The sequence below is a fragment of the Microcystis sp. M179S2 genome (genome assembly GCF_020245805.1).
Lineage (GTDB): Bacteria > Cyanobacteriota > Cyanobacteriia > Cyanobacteriales > Microcystaceae > Microcystis > Microcystis aeruginosa.
On sequence record NZ_JADBUE010000187.1, the window covers coordinates 1 to 16065 of the forward strand.

A 16065-nucleotide genomic window follows, 5' to 3' on the forward strand; every position below is an offset into this window, starting at 1 on the left:
GGGACTTTGTTCGGTGCTAGACTGATATTTGAGTAAGCGAGTAAGCCAGACAGGAGCCAGAAAAAGATATTTATTAGAAAAGTCATGATCAAGCTAGAGGTTTAAAGACTGAGCGGGTTCCAATTATTTTTATTAATAAATATTTGACACAATTCATACCAGGTAAGCAAGAGAGCTACGCCACTACTACCGAATCATTACCGCGTTAGAAACCCCGCTTCTTTGTCGTCCTGCTTCCAAACCCATTACCCGGTGATAAAGTTCCAATTTTGCCGGTGGAATTGGGGAACCATCAAAATCAATGCCATTAGCGATCGCCACATCGATGGCATCAGCGCCCGTAGTCGTGGTTAAATTAGTTTCGGTGGACATAAAGACAATATAAAGGATCATTGCTATTTTATCAGGCGATCGATATCCGCCGCTATGATCAGGAAAGTAATCTTCATTTCTGTGTGACTATGGCTCAATTGCCGACCTATCAACCAAAACAGTTATCCCTGGGCCCCCTGGAAGCGGAAATTCTCAATATTGTCTGGGAATTGGAACCCGTTAGCGTTAAGGATGTCCACGAGCGCATTTTAGCGGATCCAGAACGAGAGCTGGCCTATACTTCTGTGACTACGGTACTGCGTCGTTTAACTAATAAAGGCTGGTTAAGTTGTTATAAACAGGGTCGAATTTTCTACTGGAAACCGATGGTTTCTAAGGAACAAGCACAGGCAATTAAAGCCTACGAACAATTACATCGTTTTTTGGCTATTGGTAATGCGGATGTGGTGGCTTCTTTTGCCGATAGTCTCGATACTGCTACTGTCGAACAATTAAAAGCGATTGCGTCTCGTTTAGACACCCTGCGTCAACAACGGGGAGAACGCTAATGCACGGTTCAATGTTATTACTAGCATTAACTATCGCCATTGCTTTACGTTGGTTTCTGCCCAGCTATCAGCGTCGTTGGCAGACAACACTATTTTTCTTTCTCTTTCCTCCTTTGCTGCTGTTAATGACAGTTATATCGGTGGTTTGTATGGGCTATAGTGGCCAAATGTTGGGTTATAACTCCAGTTTAATTAGTTACTTTAGTGCCATAATTTGGCTAGTTTTTGCTATATTTTGTTTGATAAAACTCTCCTATAAAACTTGGCAAACCCATCGGGATTTTAGCAGTTATCCCCTCAAAAAAATCACCGCTCAGAAGGCGAGAGTTTTAGCAGTGGATTTTCCCTACAGCGCCAGAGTTGGCTTTTGGAAGTCGGAATTAATTGTGACGCAAGGATTATTAAATCTCTTAGATCAAGAACATTTACAAGCAGTTTTAGCCCACGAACAAGCTCACCAAGAATATCATGACACTTTCTGGTTTTTCTGGTTAGGTTGGTTGCGATCGATGTCTTCTTGGCTGCCCAATAGCGAGAATTTATGGTCAGAATTGGTCTTCTTGCGGGAATTGCGCGCCGATAAGTACGCTTCTGGACAAGTGGATTATTTACTATTAGCTGAATCGCTGCTTTTAGTGGCAGAAAAAGTTAATCAAGTAGCGGAAATAAGTTTCTCCGATAGTTGCTGTGTCGCTCTCAATGATCATTCCTTAAATAATCGTTTATTAGAGAGAATCGATGCTTTAGTCGAGTCAGAAAACCCCGAACTTCCCAGATTTAACTATCAAGTCTGGCTATTGCTTTCCCTCTCCCTCGCTCCTTTCTTACTCTTGCCTTTACACTCCTAAAAATGACCCTAGAAGTTGGACAAAAAGCCCCCGAATTTGCCACCCCCAACCAAAGGGGGGAAATTAGTAAATTAGCAGATTTTGCCGGTCAATGGTTGGTCTTATATTTTTATCCCAAAGATAACACTCCGGGCTGCAGCACAGAAGCGATCGATTTTACCGCTTTGTCGCCGCAATTTCAGCAATTAAATGCGGTAATTCTGGGAGTTAGTCCCGATTCAGAAAAGTCCCACTGTCGTTTTATTGAAAAACACAATTTAACTATTCAATTATTGAGCGATCCCGAGCATCAACTGGCGGAAATTTATCAAGTCTGGGGATTAAAAAAATTTATGGGCAAGGAATATATGGGGATTAGACGCTCCACTTTCCTGATCGACCCCCGGGGAAATATTGCCTATATTTGGTCAAATGTCAAGGTAAAAGCCCATGCAGAAGCGGTTTTGAAAAAACTTGAGGAATTGCAGTAGGAAGCCCTCAGTACCCAATATTTACGGGTATGCAATTGCGCCCTTTCGTGTTAGACTAGAAAAGTTGTCAAAAATCGCACATCTAGGCGATCGGGTGTTTCTAGGAATCTAGAAATCCAGCCCTAGATGGAGGATAAACCCGAAAAGGAGAAAAATATGCCCGTTGTCTCTCTTGCAGAATTGCTAGAGTCTGGGGTTCACTTTGGCCATCAAACGCGCCGTTGGAACCCGAAAATGTCTCAGTACATCTACACTGCCCGGAATGGGGTTCATATCATTGATTTGGTGCAAACTGCCCAATTAATCGAAGAAGCTTACGAATTTGTCCGAGGAGAAGCCGATCGCGGTAAACGCTTTTTATTCATCGGTACGAAACGGCAAGCGGCAGCAATCATTAAACAGGAAGCTTTACGCAGCGGTAGCCACTTCGTTAACCAACGCTGGTTAGGGGGAATGTTAACCAACTGGGAAACCATTCGCGGCCGGGTAGAAAGACTCAAAGAATTAGAAGAATTAGAAAATAGTGGCGCCCTCGATAAACGACCGAAAAAAGAAGCATCGGTACTGCGTCGGGAATTGGGCAAACTGGAAAAATACCTCGGTGGCATTAAAACCATGCGCCGGCTGCCGGATTTAGTCGTCGTGGTCGATCAGCGTCGGGAATACAACGCTATCCAAGAATGCCAAAAATTGGGCATTCCCATCATCTCCCTCTTGGATACTAACTGCGATCCTGACTTGGTAGATGTGCCGATTCCCGCCAACGATGACGCAATTCGCTCAGTCAAACTGATTTTAGGCAAAATTAGCGATGCGATCATCGAAGGTCGTCGCGGTGGTCAAGCAGCGGTGGAAGAATACGAGGAAGACTACGATAATGAAACCGAGTACGAGGAAGAAGGTGATTATTCCCAATACGCCGCCGAATTTGCCAGTGGAGACGACGATAACTAGGGAAAATTAGCCATTGATCGCCGCTAGGTTCGGGGGGAAACTTTCCGGACCTATCGAGCGGTCAAACCTGCCCCTCTCGTGGCATGATCAATTATAAGCAGTAGGTTAGGAATTTTATGGCGGAAATTACAGCACAACAGGTTAAAGAACTTAGGGAAAAGACCGGCGCCGGCATGATGGATTGCAAGAGGGCGCTGACGGAAAACGCGGGGGATATAACTAAAGCGATCGAATGGTTGCGTCAAAAAGGGATTACTTCCGCCGAGAAAAAAGCCAGTCGGGTAGCGGCAGAAGGGATGATCGGCAGTTACATCCACACCGGCAGCCGCATCGGTGTTTTAGTGGAAGTGAACTGCGAAACCGATTTTGTTGCCCGTCGCGAGGAGTTCAAAAAATTGGTTAATGACGTGGCGATGCAGATTGCCGCTTGTCCTAACGTCGAATATGTGAAAGTGGCCGATATTCCCGCCGAAATCTCCGCCAAAGAAAAAGAAATTGAGATGGGACGGGACGATTTAGCCAATAAACCCGATAATATCAAAGAAAAAATCGTGGCCGGCCGCATTGAAAAACGTTTGAAAGAACTTTCTCTGCTCGATCAACCCTTTATCCGCGATCAGAACATCAGTATTGACGAATTGCTCAAACAAGCGATCGCCGCTTTGGGAGAGAATATTCAGGTGCGTCGTTTCCAACGCTTTGTACTAGGTGAAGGGATCGAGAAAGAAGAAACGGATTTCGCCGCCGAAGTAGCCGCCCAAATGGGACAAAAAGCCCCGGAACCCGTAGCAGCAGCCCCGCAAGTGGAGGAAAAAGCTCCGGAACCGGCAGCGAAGGATAATCCGCCCGCTAAAGGCAAAAAGAAAAAGTAAGTTAAATGAAGATCAATCTGGTGGGGTGCGAGTTTCGTACCCTTTTTGTCTTCAGGGGGGTGGGGGTACTTGATCAGTTATCAGTAATCAGTCAAAAGAAAAAAGAAATTGGCAACCAAAGCAAATTCCTTGACTGGATTCCTTGGGAACAAAAGCCCATTCTTTAGCTACTTATTAAAAACTTTGTAAATAAGATTATCTTATTTGCACTCGTGGTCCCTAGAGGTTGTCGAACGGAAAAAAATGCAGATTCAGGACAAAATCACCGAAATAGCCGCTAAAACAGCGAAAGCGATCGAACTTTCTCAAAATTATTTACTTTCTACCCAATACTCTGAGGGTTACTGGTGGGCAGAATTAGAATCTAATGTCACCATCACCTCAGAAGCAATTTTACTGCACAAAATCTGGAAAACTGACAAAAAACGCCCCCTAGACAAAGCCGCCACCCATCTGCGTCAGCAACAGTGTCCTAACGGCGCTTGGGAGTTATTTTATGGTGATGGTGGCGATCTTAGCACCACTGTGGAAGCCTACATGGGGCTGCGACTATTGGGAATTCCCGCTAATGATCCTGCTTTAGAAAAAGCTAGAGAATTTATCTTAGCTAAAGGTGGCATCAGCAAAACCCGCATTTTCACCAAAATGCACCTCGCTTTGATTGGTTGTTACGATTGGCAGGGGGTTCCCTCTATCCCCGCTTGGATTATGCTACTGCCGGAAAATTTCCCTTTTACTATCTATGAAATGTCCAGTTGGGCGCGGGGAAGTACGGTTCCTTTATTAATTGTTTTCGACAAAAAACCCGTGTATAAAATCGGTTTTAATCTCGATGAACTCTATACAGAAGGGGTGAATAATGTCAAGTATGAGTTACCAAAAAATAACAATTGGTCAGATGTTTTTCTCTGGTTAGATGGGCTGTTTAAATGGGCAGAAAAAACTGATTTAGTTCCCTTCCGTCAAGAAAGTCTGAAAGCGGCGGAAAAATGGGTAATTGAACGACAGGAAGACACAGGCGATTGGGGGGGAATTATCCCGGCGATGTTAAATTCTCTGTTAGCTTTAAAAGCCCTAGGTTATGATGTTTACGATCCGATTGTTGCCCGCGGTTTAAAAGCGGTGGATAATTTTGCCATTGAGACAGATAATACCTATTGTGTACAGCCCTGTGTTTCGCCGGTTTGGGATACGGCTTGGGTAATTCGATCGCTAATTGAATCTGGGCTAAATCCCGCTCATCCAGCTATGATTAAAGCGGGACAATGGTTAATCGATCAACAAATTCTTGATTATGGCGATTGGGCGATTAAAAATAAAATCGGAACCCCCGGCGGTTGGGCTTTTGAATTTGACAATCGCTGGTATCCCGATTTAGACGATTCGGCAGTGGTGGTGATGGCTTTAGAGTTAATTAAAATGCCCGATGAAAATATTAAAAAAGCTGTGATGAAACGGGCAGTTAATTGGATGGCTACTATGCAGTGTAAAGCTGGTGGTTGGGGAGCTTTTGACATCGATAACGATCAAAACTGGCTTAATTCTTTGCCCTATGCCGATCTAAAAGCAATGATCGATCCTAATACGGCTGATGTTACTGCCAGAGTTCTAGAAATGTTAGGTACTTGTGATGTTAAAATGGAGGAAAATCGAGTTAAAAAAGCTTTGGATTATCTGGAAAAAGAACAGGAAGCTGATGGTAGTTGGTTTGGTCGTTGGGGTGTAAATTATATTTATGGAACCAGTGGGGCATTATCTGCTTTGGCTTTTCTGGAACCGAATAAATATCGCCAGCAATTGCAAAAAGGAGCCAATTGGTTAAGCAGTTGTCAAAATGTTGATGGTGGTTGGGGTGAAACCTGTTTTAGTTACAATAACCCTAAATTTAAAGGACAGGGAAATAGTACCGCTTCCCAAACTGCTTGGGCATTAATCGGTTTATTAGCCGTCGGGAAAGTCACCGGCAATTATCAGCGAGAAGTGATTGAAAAGGGTGTTAACTATCTTCTTGTTACCCAAAAAGAAAATGGTACATGGGATGAAGATTACTTCACCGGTACAGGTTTTCCCTGTCATTTTTACCTGAAATATCATTTCTATCAGCAGTATTTTCCTTTACTGGCTTTGGGGCGTTATCGGGCTTTAATTTAGTCCGTTAACCTAGGCGTTAAGACAGGAAATAAGCTTAATTGTCTAGCGCATTTTTTGTGACTAACTAGGGTTTGCTGAAAAAGCAGGGGCGAAGCATTCGGATAGGAAATCTACGGTTTCAGCGATAGGTTATCGCCCGAATGCTTCGCCCCTACAGAACTCTCAAAACCTTGCACCTGTTTTGCGAGAAAAGCCCCAAAACCCTTACCTTGCCTACATTTCACATTTATTCAGCCAGCCCTAACTAGGAAGAAATAAATCAGGAGATATATTTAAAAAATTGGCTAATTTTTGAATATAGATAGGAGTTAGATCTTGTTGGCCATCAAGAATATCATCCAGGGTTGACTTACTTTCAAAAATAGATAGCAAATCTTGCTTTTGTAGGTTTCTTTCCTCTAATATAAATTTCAACAATTCAAGTCCATAAATATCAGGTATTGGCTCTTGATTTTCCTCATACTCATAAATTAAAGCCCCTAAAACATTTAGATATTCCCTTTCTTCTGCCGTTAATTGGGGTTTGTCTAACAGGCGATTAATAACCTCCTGCATCATTTCTAAGTCTTCCTCATTGTGAATAGGACGAGGAGGGTATTGCTTTAATAATTCTAAGTATTTATCAGTGGCAAACATAATTTAATAATATCTATGCTCGAGCGGCTATTGCCTTTAGATACCTCACGCCTTAATAATTAAGTATAGAATAGCCAAGTCTCCAAACTACCGCTTAACCAAAACTTCTATTATCCTGATGAGAAACCTCTATTTTCTTTTGCCCGGTACTACTTCTCCTTTTGGTGGGGGTGGACTGTGGGCAGAAATGAAAACCGTCAATTTGGCTAGTCAAATTTGTAGCGCCCAGATTGTGACTTATCGTCAAAAAGAGTTAAATTATCCTTTTTTAGAGGATATACTCGCCAAAATAAGCTCGGATGACAGTATTTTTGTGGTTAGCTGGGGTTTTGATCTTCCTAAACTGGTGCAAAGATTGCGATCGCATAATATCATTTATCATGCCCATAGTACAGGTTACGGCTTCCGTTTACCCTCCCAAATACCAATTATCACCGTTAGCCGTAATACTATGGGGTATTGGGGAGAAAAGGCTCCTAATGCTTTAATTTACTATCTTCCTAATCAAATTGGCTCAGAATTTCTCAATTTAGGCTTAGAAAGAGATATCGATGTCCTAGTACAGGGGCGCAAATCCTCAAAGTATCTTCTCAATCGTCTAGTTCCCGCCCTCCGTCCCCACTGCCGCGTTAAGGTTTTAGATAGCTATGTGGAGGATTTAGTGGGATTATTCAATCGCAGTCGGGTTTATCTCTACGATTCGGCTGAATATTGGGCTGTAAACGGTTTAACGGAGGGTTTTGGCTTACCGCCCCTGGAAGCTTTAGCCTGTGGTTGTACGGTATTTTCTAGTGTTAATAGCGCCCTAGCCGATTATCTCGATCCCGGTTTCAATTGTCAAAAAATCGGGGCTTATTCCAGTCAATACGATCTGGAACGTATTCTTAATTATGTCCGTAATTTTCCCGTTAATTCTTTACAGGCTAATTTTCTCGATGATTATAATCCCGAAAAATTACTACCACGTTTTGAAACAATTTTAAGAGAAATTAATGATTTCTTTGATATTAAAAAACGCTATCCGGCTGATATAGAAGGTTTAGAACCCCTGCGACTTAAAAAATTATGGATACAGAGTTCTCTGGCTAAACTTAAGAAAAAACTGTTTAAGTAAACGCATCAACTTTTTGACAGAGAAAGATCGAGCGACTATTCAGTTATCAGTTATCAGTGAGCAGTGATCAGTGAACAGGGATATCGGGAGAAAAAAGCTGATGGCTGACTCCCCAAAAGGAAAACTTTCTACTTCACCATTAAGATAACTGCTATATAATTATTTCTAACTCTTACCCCCAGGATATTTATGAAGCGAGGAATTTACATTACCGCTAATGATCGAGTTATCGAGCAGGCGATCGCATTAATGAATAGTATTCGTTTGTACGATCCCGATTCTCCCGTCATCTTGATTCCCTACGACAATAATTATCAAAAAATTGCCGATTTATTGTCCGAAAAATATGGCGTTATTCTCTATCCAGAGCTGCAATTAGTGGAAGAATTGGCACAGAAAATCTATGATATTTTTGGAGAAAAATTCTTTGCTCGTCCCAATCAATTTCGCAAGCAGGTGTGTTGGTTTGGAGAATTAGATCAATTTCTTTATATCGATACGGATATCGTAGTTTTTGAAAAAATAATAGATAATCTAAATTTCCTCGATACCTACGATTTTCTCTGCTGTGATTACCAACACAAAAAAGGGATTACTGATGTCTTTAATCCGATTGTTTTAGAACAAGGAATCTTCACAGAAAATGATCTAACTGGAATGTTTAACGGTGGTTTTTGGGCTAGTAAAAAGAATCTGTTCTCAGAACAGGAATTATATAGTGCTTTTCAAGAATGTGCCGCTCATCCAGAATATTTTGATTTTTCTCAAAAAACCTCCGATCAACCGATTATTAATTATACCATTCTCAAACGAGTTCCCAATCGATTTAATATTGTCCGCGCTCCGGGTTGTCAAGCGGGAAATTGGGGGGGAAGTTCTCATTTTCAACGTCAGGGGAATATTTTAATCGATCCGAGATTAAATCAGCCCTTAAAATATTTACATTGGGCAGGAATTCGCATTGAACCGGGTTGTCCCTACTGGGATATCTGGAAATATTATCGTTATCTAGATGATCCTAATCCCCCCGCAGATCCGCCAGCAAGCAAACCAAAAAATCCTTTTCAGAGATTATTAGATAAAATCAAATTATAGGTTTGATTTTTCCTCTCGCACCATTAAGATAACTGCTGCAATTTAACTCCAATCCTGTTGCTCCTCGGTTTGGCGAATTTGATACACTTGTCCGTGACTGTGCAGTGGTCGAGTTTTTGCCCATAAACTGGCTTCATCTAACTGCCATTTTTCTAGGATTAAATCTAAATCTCTTTGGATTTCTCTTGCCCCCGGAAAGTTTTGATAACGTATGCGTAAACGAGCGCATTCAGCTAAGTTTAAATCATTGGGTTCTGATTGCAGCAGCTGATCAACAATCGGGCGATCGAGTCTTTCCTGTGGATGTTGTTGTTCTTGATTTTTACTAGCCATAATTAATCGAACCAACCGATATCGGAATCCGTTAACTCTGTGGGGGTAGGATTGGGGGCAATATAACGGGCTAAAGTGGCCATTTCAAAGTTATAAAGACTGGGTTTCTTAGGCAATAGTTTGGTAATTGCTGACGGTTCAGGGGTGGCGGTGGGACTATTTTCTAGGGTTTTAATTTGATTATATAATTTTTCAATTAACTGTTTTTTCTCAGTCAGTTCTGTTTCTGTCTTGCTTAATTGACTCGATAATTTTGCCACCAAAGTGGTTTTTTCCGAGAGGACAGATTCTAACTGCTCGGTCTGTTGTTGTAACTGCTGTAAACTGACAGAGAGTTCCAGATGTTCTTTAAGTTCTTCTTCCAGAGAAATAACTTTTTCTTGGAGAGTTTGCCCATTTTTCTCGGTTTTTTCTAACTCTGCCGTCAAGTCCTTAATTTTTGCCTGTAAGGTGGCGTTAGTTTCCTTCGGACGTTTGACAGAAGGAGAGGGTTGGGATTCTACCTCTTTATTAGCTTCTGTACGGATGAGATCGTTTAAATTACCTTTGGTCATAAGCTCTGCAAATAGGATATTACGATAGAGTCGGATACTGTCCAGAAATCTGTTGGTTTGGGTAATCGATAATTATTCGCCCGATATACAAGCTTGATTACGCCGGGGAATTGTTCCATAGGTTTTATTTTATAGCTTTAGGTCGATCGATCCCTGTCCATTTAAGGAATGAGAAAAAATACCTAAATCTCAGTTTAGCCGGTAAGATTCTAAACTTTTCTGTAGTTAATGATACAGAATAGCAAATTTGTGTCAGACTGAAGGTAGAAGTTGATCGCACCTGTGGCAAGGATAAATTTATGAATATTGAAGAAAAAGCACGTCTTAATTTAACCCAAGAACGACAAGCAGAAGGAATGCTCGAAGAAAATGTCTTAACTCGTACAGAGGAGCTTTTAGGGGAAGGGGAGGCAGGAACTGCGAAAGCACGGGTTTTATTAACTGAAAATCGTCAAGAAGACGAAAAACTCCAAGATAAGATTTTAGAACGTTCGATCGAAGCTATGCAATAGCCTTGAGGAGATTGGTGAAGACTGGGAATATCCACACAAGTCTAGATAAATATCTGTAGAGACGTGGTTGACTGCGTCTCTATTTCAATTACCGATAACTAATCACTGTTAAACTAATCACTGTTCACGCTCTGGACAGTGAAAAAATGCAGATCCGAAGAAAACACCCCAATCCTGCCGTCAAAGTTGAGAGTTTGAGTTATGTGGTGAAAGTGCCGGAGGCACAACCGCAAAATATTTTAGAAGAAATCGTTTGGCATAAGGAGATAGAAGTCGATAAATTGCGCGAACGGTTGCCTTTATTGGAATTACGCCAAAAAATAGCCAATACTGCGCCACCTTGCGACTTTTTAGCCGCCTTAAAACAGGGTAAAACCCAACCCGCTTTGATTGCGGAAGTGAAAAAAGCTTCCCCTAGCAAGGGAGTTATCCTGGAAGATTTTGATCCTGTAGCGATCGCCCGTACCTATGAACAGGGGGGAGCCACTTGTTTATCGGTCCTAACCGATAGTAAGTTTTTTCAAGGTAGTTACGAAAATCTTACCCTCGTCCGGCAAGCGGTATCTTTACCCCTATTATGCAAGGAATTTATCCTTTATCCCTATCAAATCTACTACGCTCGCTCTAAAGGAGCCGATGCTGTCCTTTTAATTGCCGCTATTTTAAGCGATCAAGACCTAGCATATTTTGTCAAAATTGTCAAGGGTTTAGGGATGACAGCTTTGGTAGAGGTGCATAGTCTGGCCGAATTTGATCGAGTGTTAGCCATTGAGGGAATCGAACTAATCGGCATTAATAACCGCAATTTAGAGACATTTACAGTCGATTTAGACAATACTCGCCAATTACTAGAAGCCAGGGGCGAACAGGTGCGAGAAAAAGGTATTCTGATCGTCAGCGAATCGGGATTGCACACAGCAACAGATCTGGCGAAAGTGAAGCAAGCGGGAGCAAATGCGGTTCTAATTGGCGAATCTTTGGTAAAACTGCCCGATGCTGCCGTCGGTATCCAAAAACTCTTTGAAAATCGGGAATAGGAGTTAGGAAGTGGGGAAGTGGGGAATTGGGGAAGCTGTCTCATCACCCTATCACCCCAAAACCCCATCACCCCAAAACCCTATCACCCTATCTCCTGAATACTGACTCCTGACAAGGCTATCTGCCGGGATATAATCAGAGTTTGCCGAATCTTAAATCATCCCCTCAGAATTGATGCGATCGAGATTTGGTTTTTTATCTTTTTGAATATAGCCCAACGAGAGAGGACGAACCATGGAAAATAAAAATATGTTGATGATTCCCGGCCCGACACCAGTGCCGGAAGCGGTATTATTGGCTATGGCTAAAGCACCTATAGGTCATCGGACGGGTGCTTTTAGCAAGGTAATCGCCGAATTAACCGAAAATCTTAAATGGTTGCATCAAACCAGTGGCGATGTTTTAATGCTAACTGCTTCGGGAACCGGTGCCATGGAAGCGGGAATTATTAATTTTCTCAGCCCCGGCGATCGAGTTTTGGTGGGAGATAATGGTAAATTTGGGGAACGTTGGGCGAAAGTGGCGAAAGCATACGGCTTAAATGTGGATATCATTAAGGCAGAATGGGGTAAACCCCTAGATCCAGAAGCATTCACCGCTAAACTGACCGAAGACAAGGAAAAAGCCATCAAAGCGGTAATTATCACCCATTCGGAAACTTCCACCGGGGTTCTCAATGACTTGGAAAGCATTAACAAAGCGGTAAAAGACCACGGGGAAGCTTTAATTATCGTCGATGCTGTCACCAGTTTAGGAGCTTATCATATTCCCATCGATGAATGGGGTTTAGATGTGGTCGGCTCTGGTTCCCAGAAAGGTTATATGATTCCTCCCGGTTTAGGTTTTGTTTCCGTAAGTCAAAAAGCTTGGAAAGCCTACGAAACCGCCAAACTACCCCGTTTTTATCTAGATTTGGGCAAATACAAAAAAGCCACCGATGAGGATAGTTCCCCTTTTACCCCTCCAGTTAACCTGATGTACGGTTTACAAGCTTCTCTGCAAATGATGAGAAGGGAGGGATTAGCGGCAATTTTCGCCCGTCACCAACGCTTAACGAAGATGACGCGGGCCGGTATGCAGGCCCTGAATTTGCCCCTCTACGCGGCGGATTCCTGCGCTTCCACGGCGATTACTGCGGTGGCCCCCACTCTGGTAGATGCGGAAAAAATTCGTTCGACTCTCAATAAAAAGTTCGACATCGCTGTGGCTGGTGGTCAGGATCACCTCAAGGGTAAAATCTTCCGTATCGGTCATTTAGGTTTTGCCAGTGAGAGAGATATCCTCACGGTTATCGCTGCCATTGAAGCGACTTTAATCGAGTTAGGTGTCGAAGGTGTCACCCCTGGCGCCGGTGTGGCTGCGGCTGCCTCGGTGATGGTGCAGGGTTAATCTTGGCTTGGCTTTTCCCCTTCTCCCCAAAGAAGGGGATTTTGGCTGGAAAATATATCCTGTATATGTAAATTCGCTATAATCCAGCCAAAGTAATAGTCAACTCTTGTGGGTTTTATGTTATGTCTGCAAAACAAAATTTTGTGTTTATATTTATTTTAGTGATTAACCTTTTGTTAGCGTTTAAGTTATATTCCGAGCAAGCATCTGTAGTTTTTTTAGCTGTCTTAGTCTTGACAACTTTCTTGCTGATTCTAACTTTGAAAGCTAATTCTAGTAAGGAAAAGAGAGTTAATTCTGACGAGAAAAGTGAGCAAAAAAATGCGAAGCAGGATAGTATAGATTGGCATTCTATATTAGTATTTTTCGCTATTTTTATCAATAACGTTGTTTTATTCTGGAAACTATTTTCCTCTCCGGAACCCCAAGGGGGGATACTGCTCACGATCGCAATTATGGCAGCATTACTTTTATTAACCCTGGGACTTGATAACTTAGGGTTCCAAAATAAGTTTCCTTTTGTCAAACTTAAATAAATCAATAATCCCACTTAACCGTTTACTTTTGACTTGATTGCGGGCCGATTTGGGGCAAATGCAAAGCCGGATCCTGCGCTGTCCAACCGACGGGAGTATCTAAGCGCACCTCAAAATGAAGATGGGGGGGAATAATATCTGGTTGTCCCGTGGTGCCAACCGTACCGATAACGTCTCCTGCTCGTACCCTTTGGTCAATTCTCACTGTAACCCGGCTTAAATGGGCATAACGGGTCTGCCGGCGACCTAAATGATTAATTACTACCAAATTACCATAGGCCCCTTCCTGACCCACATAAATCACTAGACCATCCTCGGCGGCTAGAACTGGTGTACCAACATCTGCGAGAAGATCAATACCACTATGAAAGAGATTTTTCTGTTCCGTGGGGCTTTTTTGCCAACCGTAGGCTAATCCGACAGTGCTGGCAAAGGGTAAGGGATAAGAACTTAATCCAGTATAGTCCGATCGCTTGCTGGCGGCGGACCAATTGGTGCCGGGGATAAAAACTATTGTCGGCCGGCGACCACAACCGTTAAGCTCAAAGAGTATATCGGCACGAATACCATAGGCCGCTTCTAAATCGCGCCAAGTGGAACCCCGGGGTGCTTCGATGCGAATGCCGTTCATCGGGGGAATGAAGATTTCTTTCCCCACCGGGGCCAAACCATTTTTGAGAATAGTCGGATTGAGTTTAATTATCGTTGCCGGGATGAGAGCGTATTTTTCGGCGATGGAGGCGATCGTTTCTCCCGCTTGGATTTTATGGCGTTGTAACCTTGATAAAATCGGCAGGGGACAAACATTATCAGACCCTTGAGCAAAAATTAATTTTTGATTTAAGCCCAAAAAACCTAGACAAAAAAACAAAATTGTGCTAGTAAAACTTAGCCAAATTTTCTCACGTTTGATTCTCCGACCCATGACCATAAAAAAAGCGATCTCTATAATTACAAAACCCGGAGAATACTAGGAATACTGTCAATAGCTTCTAAAGACTCTATTGCCGCTAAAGCGTTGCGGAAATTGCCCTCGCGCACATCGTGGGTGACAACGACAATTTCGGCTAAATCACCCCTAATACCAATTTGTACCACGGATTCTAGACTAACCCCATGGTCGCCGAAAGCCATACCTAAATGACCGATTACCCCCGGCACATCGCGACAGAGAAAACGGGCATAAAAACGGGTCGATAACGACTCCATCGGGGCGATTTGACAATAATGCTGGTGAATACAGCTTAAAAGCGGGTCAAGTTCCTTGGTTTTGCCACTACTTTTTAAAATTCCGACGATATTCATCACATCCGATACTACCGCGCTGGCCGTCGGTCCGCTACCGGCACCCGGTCCATAAAACATCACTTGGCCCAAGGGTTCCCCCTCGACGAGAATAGCGTTATAGACCCCGTTAGCATTAGCGAGGGGATGGGTTTTCGGTACTAGGGTCGGATGAACCCGCAACTCTAGGGTATCGGAATCTTCCTTAACCGTATCTTTTGCGATCGCTAATAATTTAATCACAAATCCCAGTCTATCAGCGTAGGCGATATCGACGGCGCTAACTTGCCGGATACCTTCACAGTAAACATCTTCCCGTTTTACCCGACCTCCAAAACCCAAAGAAGCTAAAATGGCAATTTTATCGGCCGCGTCGAATCCATCCACGTCCGCAGTCGGATCCGCTTCTGCATAGCCTAATTCCTGAGCTTTGGCCAGAACTTCACTAAAATCTGCCCCTTTTTGGCTCATTTCCGTGAGAATATAGTTAGTTGTGCCGTTGACAATTCCCATGATGCTGCTGATGCGATTAGCGCCGAGGGATTGTTTTAAGGGTTTAATGACGGGAATTCCACCACCCACGGCCGCTTCTAGGAGGACATAAACCCCCTTTTCGTTAGCTTTGGCGTAGATTTCATCACCAAAACGGGCAATAACCGCCTTATTTGCCGTAACAACGTGCTTTCCCGATGCGATTGCTTGGAGAATTAAAGAGCGCGCCGGTTCCAAACCCCCCAATAATTCGACAATAATATCAATTTCGGGGTCAGTAACGATCGATTCTAGGTCAGTGGTCAACAGCAGGGGAGAAAGCTCGATTTCTCTCGGTTTATCTAGGGATCTAACTCCCACTCGTCCAATGGTAATCTCTTTGAGTACGGGATGACGACCAAAAGGATCAAGGAGGATTTTCGCTGTTCCCGTCCCCACAACCCCGAAACCGAGTAAACCAATCTTAAAGGTCACGCTTTTATCTCCTGCTAGTCCGACGCAAAAAATACTAATGGCCAAGCCGTCGCCATTGTCGATTCTATCATTACAAGGTCTTTGTCTGTGGGGTTTTCTTTTGCTGGCGTTCAGGGCCCGATGATGATAAATATTCAGTATTTTTGTATTCAAATCAAGCAAATCTCGATCGCATTTAAACGCTTATCCTGTAATTGTTATTGATTTTATTGACCGATATAGATATTCGGGAATGTGAGTAACATTTTTGATCATAAGTAGTCGTGCAAAATTAATTTCCTAGTCGAGACGGGAGACAGGAGACAGGAGACAGGAGACGGGAGACGGGAGACAGCTATTAGGGATCGGATTTGAGTTTTCAGTTCACTGTTTCCTCACACCAGAAGTCTGACGGAGTAGTGGCTTAGATGTGTAATTAATTTTGCTTAGGTA

17 protein-coding genes and 1 pseudogene are annotated in these 16065 nt (G+C 43.0%); 12 read left to right on the forward strand and 6 right to left on the reverse strand.

Annotation, left to right across the window (positions count from 1 at the left end; translation table 11 throughout):
• Positions 1 to 189: 189 nt before the first annotated feature.
• Positions 190 to 372: pseudogene (locus IM500_RS11640) on the reverse strand (DUF4090 family protein); the annotation flags it as partial.
• Positions 373 to 392: 20 nt separating this feature from the next.
• Between IM500_RS11640 and IM500_RS11645 the strand changes: the two are divergent.
• The 6 genes from IM500_RS11645 to shc all read left to right on the forward strand — a co-directional run bounded on the left by IM500_RS11645 (position 393) and on the right by shc (position 6176).
• On the forward strand, positions 393 to 881 hold the full coding sequence (locus IM500_RS11645) for a BlaI/MecI/CopY family transcriptional regulator (RefSeq protein ID WP_190718316.1): 489 nt from the start codon (positions 393 to 395) through the stop codon (positions 879 to 881).
• Positions 881 to 1729: a M56 family metallopeptidase gene (locus IM500_RS11650; protein WP_190718313.1), complete on the forward strand. Its 849-nt coding sequence runs from the start codon at positions 881 to 883 to the stop codon at positions 1727 to 1729. The genes IM500_RS11645 and IM500_RS11650 overlap by 1 nt, the downstream gene beginning before the upstream one ends.
• Positions 1730 to 1731: 2 nt before the next feature.
• On the forward strand, positions 1732 to 2199 hold the full coding sequence (gene bcp, locus IM500_RS11655; protein ID WP_052276444.1) for a thioredoxin-dependent thiol peroxidase: 468 nt from the start codon (positions 1732 to 1734) through the stop codon (positions 2197 to 2199).
• 156 nt (positions 2200 to 2355) lie between these two features.
• Positions 2356 to 3153 (forward strand): 30S ribosomal protein S2, encoded by a 798-nt coding sequence (gene rpsB, locus IM500_RS11660; RefSeq protein ID WP_004162676.1) that lies wholly within the window; start codon positions 2356 to 2358, stop codon positions 3151 to 3153.
• A 116-nt stretch (positions 3154 to 3269) separates the two neighbouring features.
• Positions 3270 to 4025, forward strand: coding sequence for a translation elongation factor Ts (gene tsf, locus IM500_RS11665; protein WP_002734629.1), 756 nt, complete (start codon positions 3270 to 3272; stop codon positions 4023 to 4025).
• A 243-nt stretch (positions 4026 to 4268) separates the two neighbouring features.
• Positions 4269 to 6176 (forward strand): squalene--hopene cyclase, encoded by a 1908-nt coding sequence (gene shc / locus IM500_RS11670; protein ID WP_287738480.1) that lies wholly within the window; start codon positions 4269 to 4271, stop codon positions 6174 to 6176.
• 240 nt (positions 6177 to 6416) lie between these two features.
• On the opposite strand, the gene IM500_RS11675 is transcribed toward shc, so the two are convergent.
• Entirely contained in the window at positions 6417 to 6812 is a 396-nt protein-coding gene (locus tag IM500_RS11675; protein WP_190718307.1) for a helix-turn-helix domain-containing protein, read from the reverse strand.
• A 118-nt stretch (positions 6813 to 6930) separates the two neighbouring features.
• Between IM500_RS11675 and IM500_RS11680 the strand changes: the two genes are divergently transcribed.
• Together IM500_RS11680 and IM500_RS11685 are read left to right on the forward strand one after the other, a co-directional pair.
• Positions 6931 to 7926: a glycosyltransferase gene (locus IM500_RS11680; RefSeq protein WP_287738483.1), complete on the forward strand. Its 996-nt coding sequence runs from the start codon at positions 6931 to 6933 to the stop codon at positions 7924 to 7926.
• Positions 7927 to 8115: 189 nt separating this feature from the next.
• Positions 8116 to 9021: an Npun_R2821/Npun_R2822 family protein gene (locus IM500_RS11685; RefSeq protein WP_147068978.1), complete on the forward strand. Its 906-nt coding sequence runs from the start codon at positions 8116 to 8118 to the stop codon at positions 9019 to 9021.
• Positions 9022 to 9063: 42 nt separating this feature from the next.
• Here the strand turns inward: IM500_RS11685 and IM500_RS11690 are convergent, their stop codons facing one another.
• Both IM500_RS11690 and IM500_RS11695 read right to left on the reverse strand, forming a co-directional pair.
• On the reverse strand, positions 9064 to 9354 hold the full coding sequence (locus IM500_RS11690) for a DUF3288 family protein (protein WP_004162669.1): 291 nt from the start codon (positions 9352 to 9354) through the stop codon (positions 9064 to 9066).
• Positions 9355 to 9356: 2 nt separating this feature from the next.
• Complete coding sequence (locus IM500_RS11695; protein WP_287738485.1) at positions 9357 to 9908, reverse strand: hypothetical protein; 552 nt, start codon at positions 9906 to 9908, stop codon at positions 9357 to 9359.
• Between the two features lie 299 nt (positions 9909 to 10207).
• Here IM500_RS11695 and IM500_RS11700 point away from each other — a divergent pair, with 299 nt between their 5' ends.
• The 4 genes from IM500_RS11700 (at position 10208) to IM500_RS11715 (ending at position 13383) form a co-directional block, all read left to right on the forward strand.
• The gene (locus IM500_RS11700; RefSeq protein WP_041804230.1) at positions 10208 to 10420 is read left to right on the forward strand and encodes a hypothetical protein; all 213 of its coding nucleotides are present in this window, start codon (positions 10208 to 10210) and stop codon (positions 10418 to 10420) included.
• Between the two features lie 146 nt (positions 10421 to 10566).
• On the forward strand, positions 10567 to 11457 hold the full coding sequence (gene trpC, locus IM500_RS11705) for an indole-3-glycerol phosphate synthase TrpC (RefSeq protein WP_190718298.1): 891 nt from the start codon (positions 10567 to 10569) through the stop codon (positions 11455 to 11457).
• Between the two features lie 235 nt (positions 11458 to 11692).
• Entirely contained in the window at positions 11693 to 12847 is a 1155-nt protein-coding gene (locus IM500_RS11710; protein WP_190718294.1) for a pyridoxal-phosphate-dependent aminotransferase family protein, read from the forward strand.
• Between the two features lie 122 nt (positions 12848 to 12969).
• Positions 12970 to 13383 (forward strand): hypothetical protein, encoded by a 414-nt coding sequence (locus IM500_RS11715; RefSeq protein ID WP_190718292.1) that lies wholly within the window; start codon positions 12970 to 12972, stop codon positions 13381 to 13383.
• Positions 13384 to 13405: 22 nt separating this feature from the next.
• Here IM500_RS11715 and IM500_RS11720 read toward each other — a convergent pair whose 3' ends face one another.
• Both IM500_RS11720 and IM500_RS11725 read right to left on the reverse strand, forming a co-directional pair.
• Entirely contained in the window at positions 13406 to 14314 is a 909-nt protein-coding gene (locus tag IM500_RS11720) for a LysM peptidoglycan-binding domain-containing M23 family metallopeptidase (protein WP_190718288.1), read from the reverse strand.
• Positions 14315 to 14334: 20 nt separating this feature from the next.
• Positions 14335 to 15633, reverse strand: a complete 1299-nt coding sequence (locus IM500_RS11725) for a homoserine dehydrogenase (protein WP_190718322.1) — start codon at positions 15631 to 15633, stop codon at positions 14335 to 14337.
• Between the last annotated feature and the right edge of the window lie 432 nt (positions 15634 to 16065).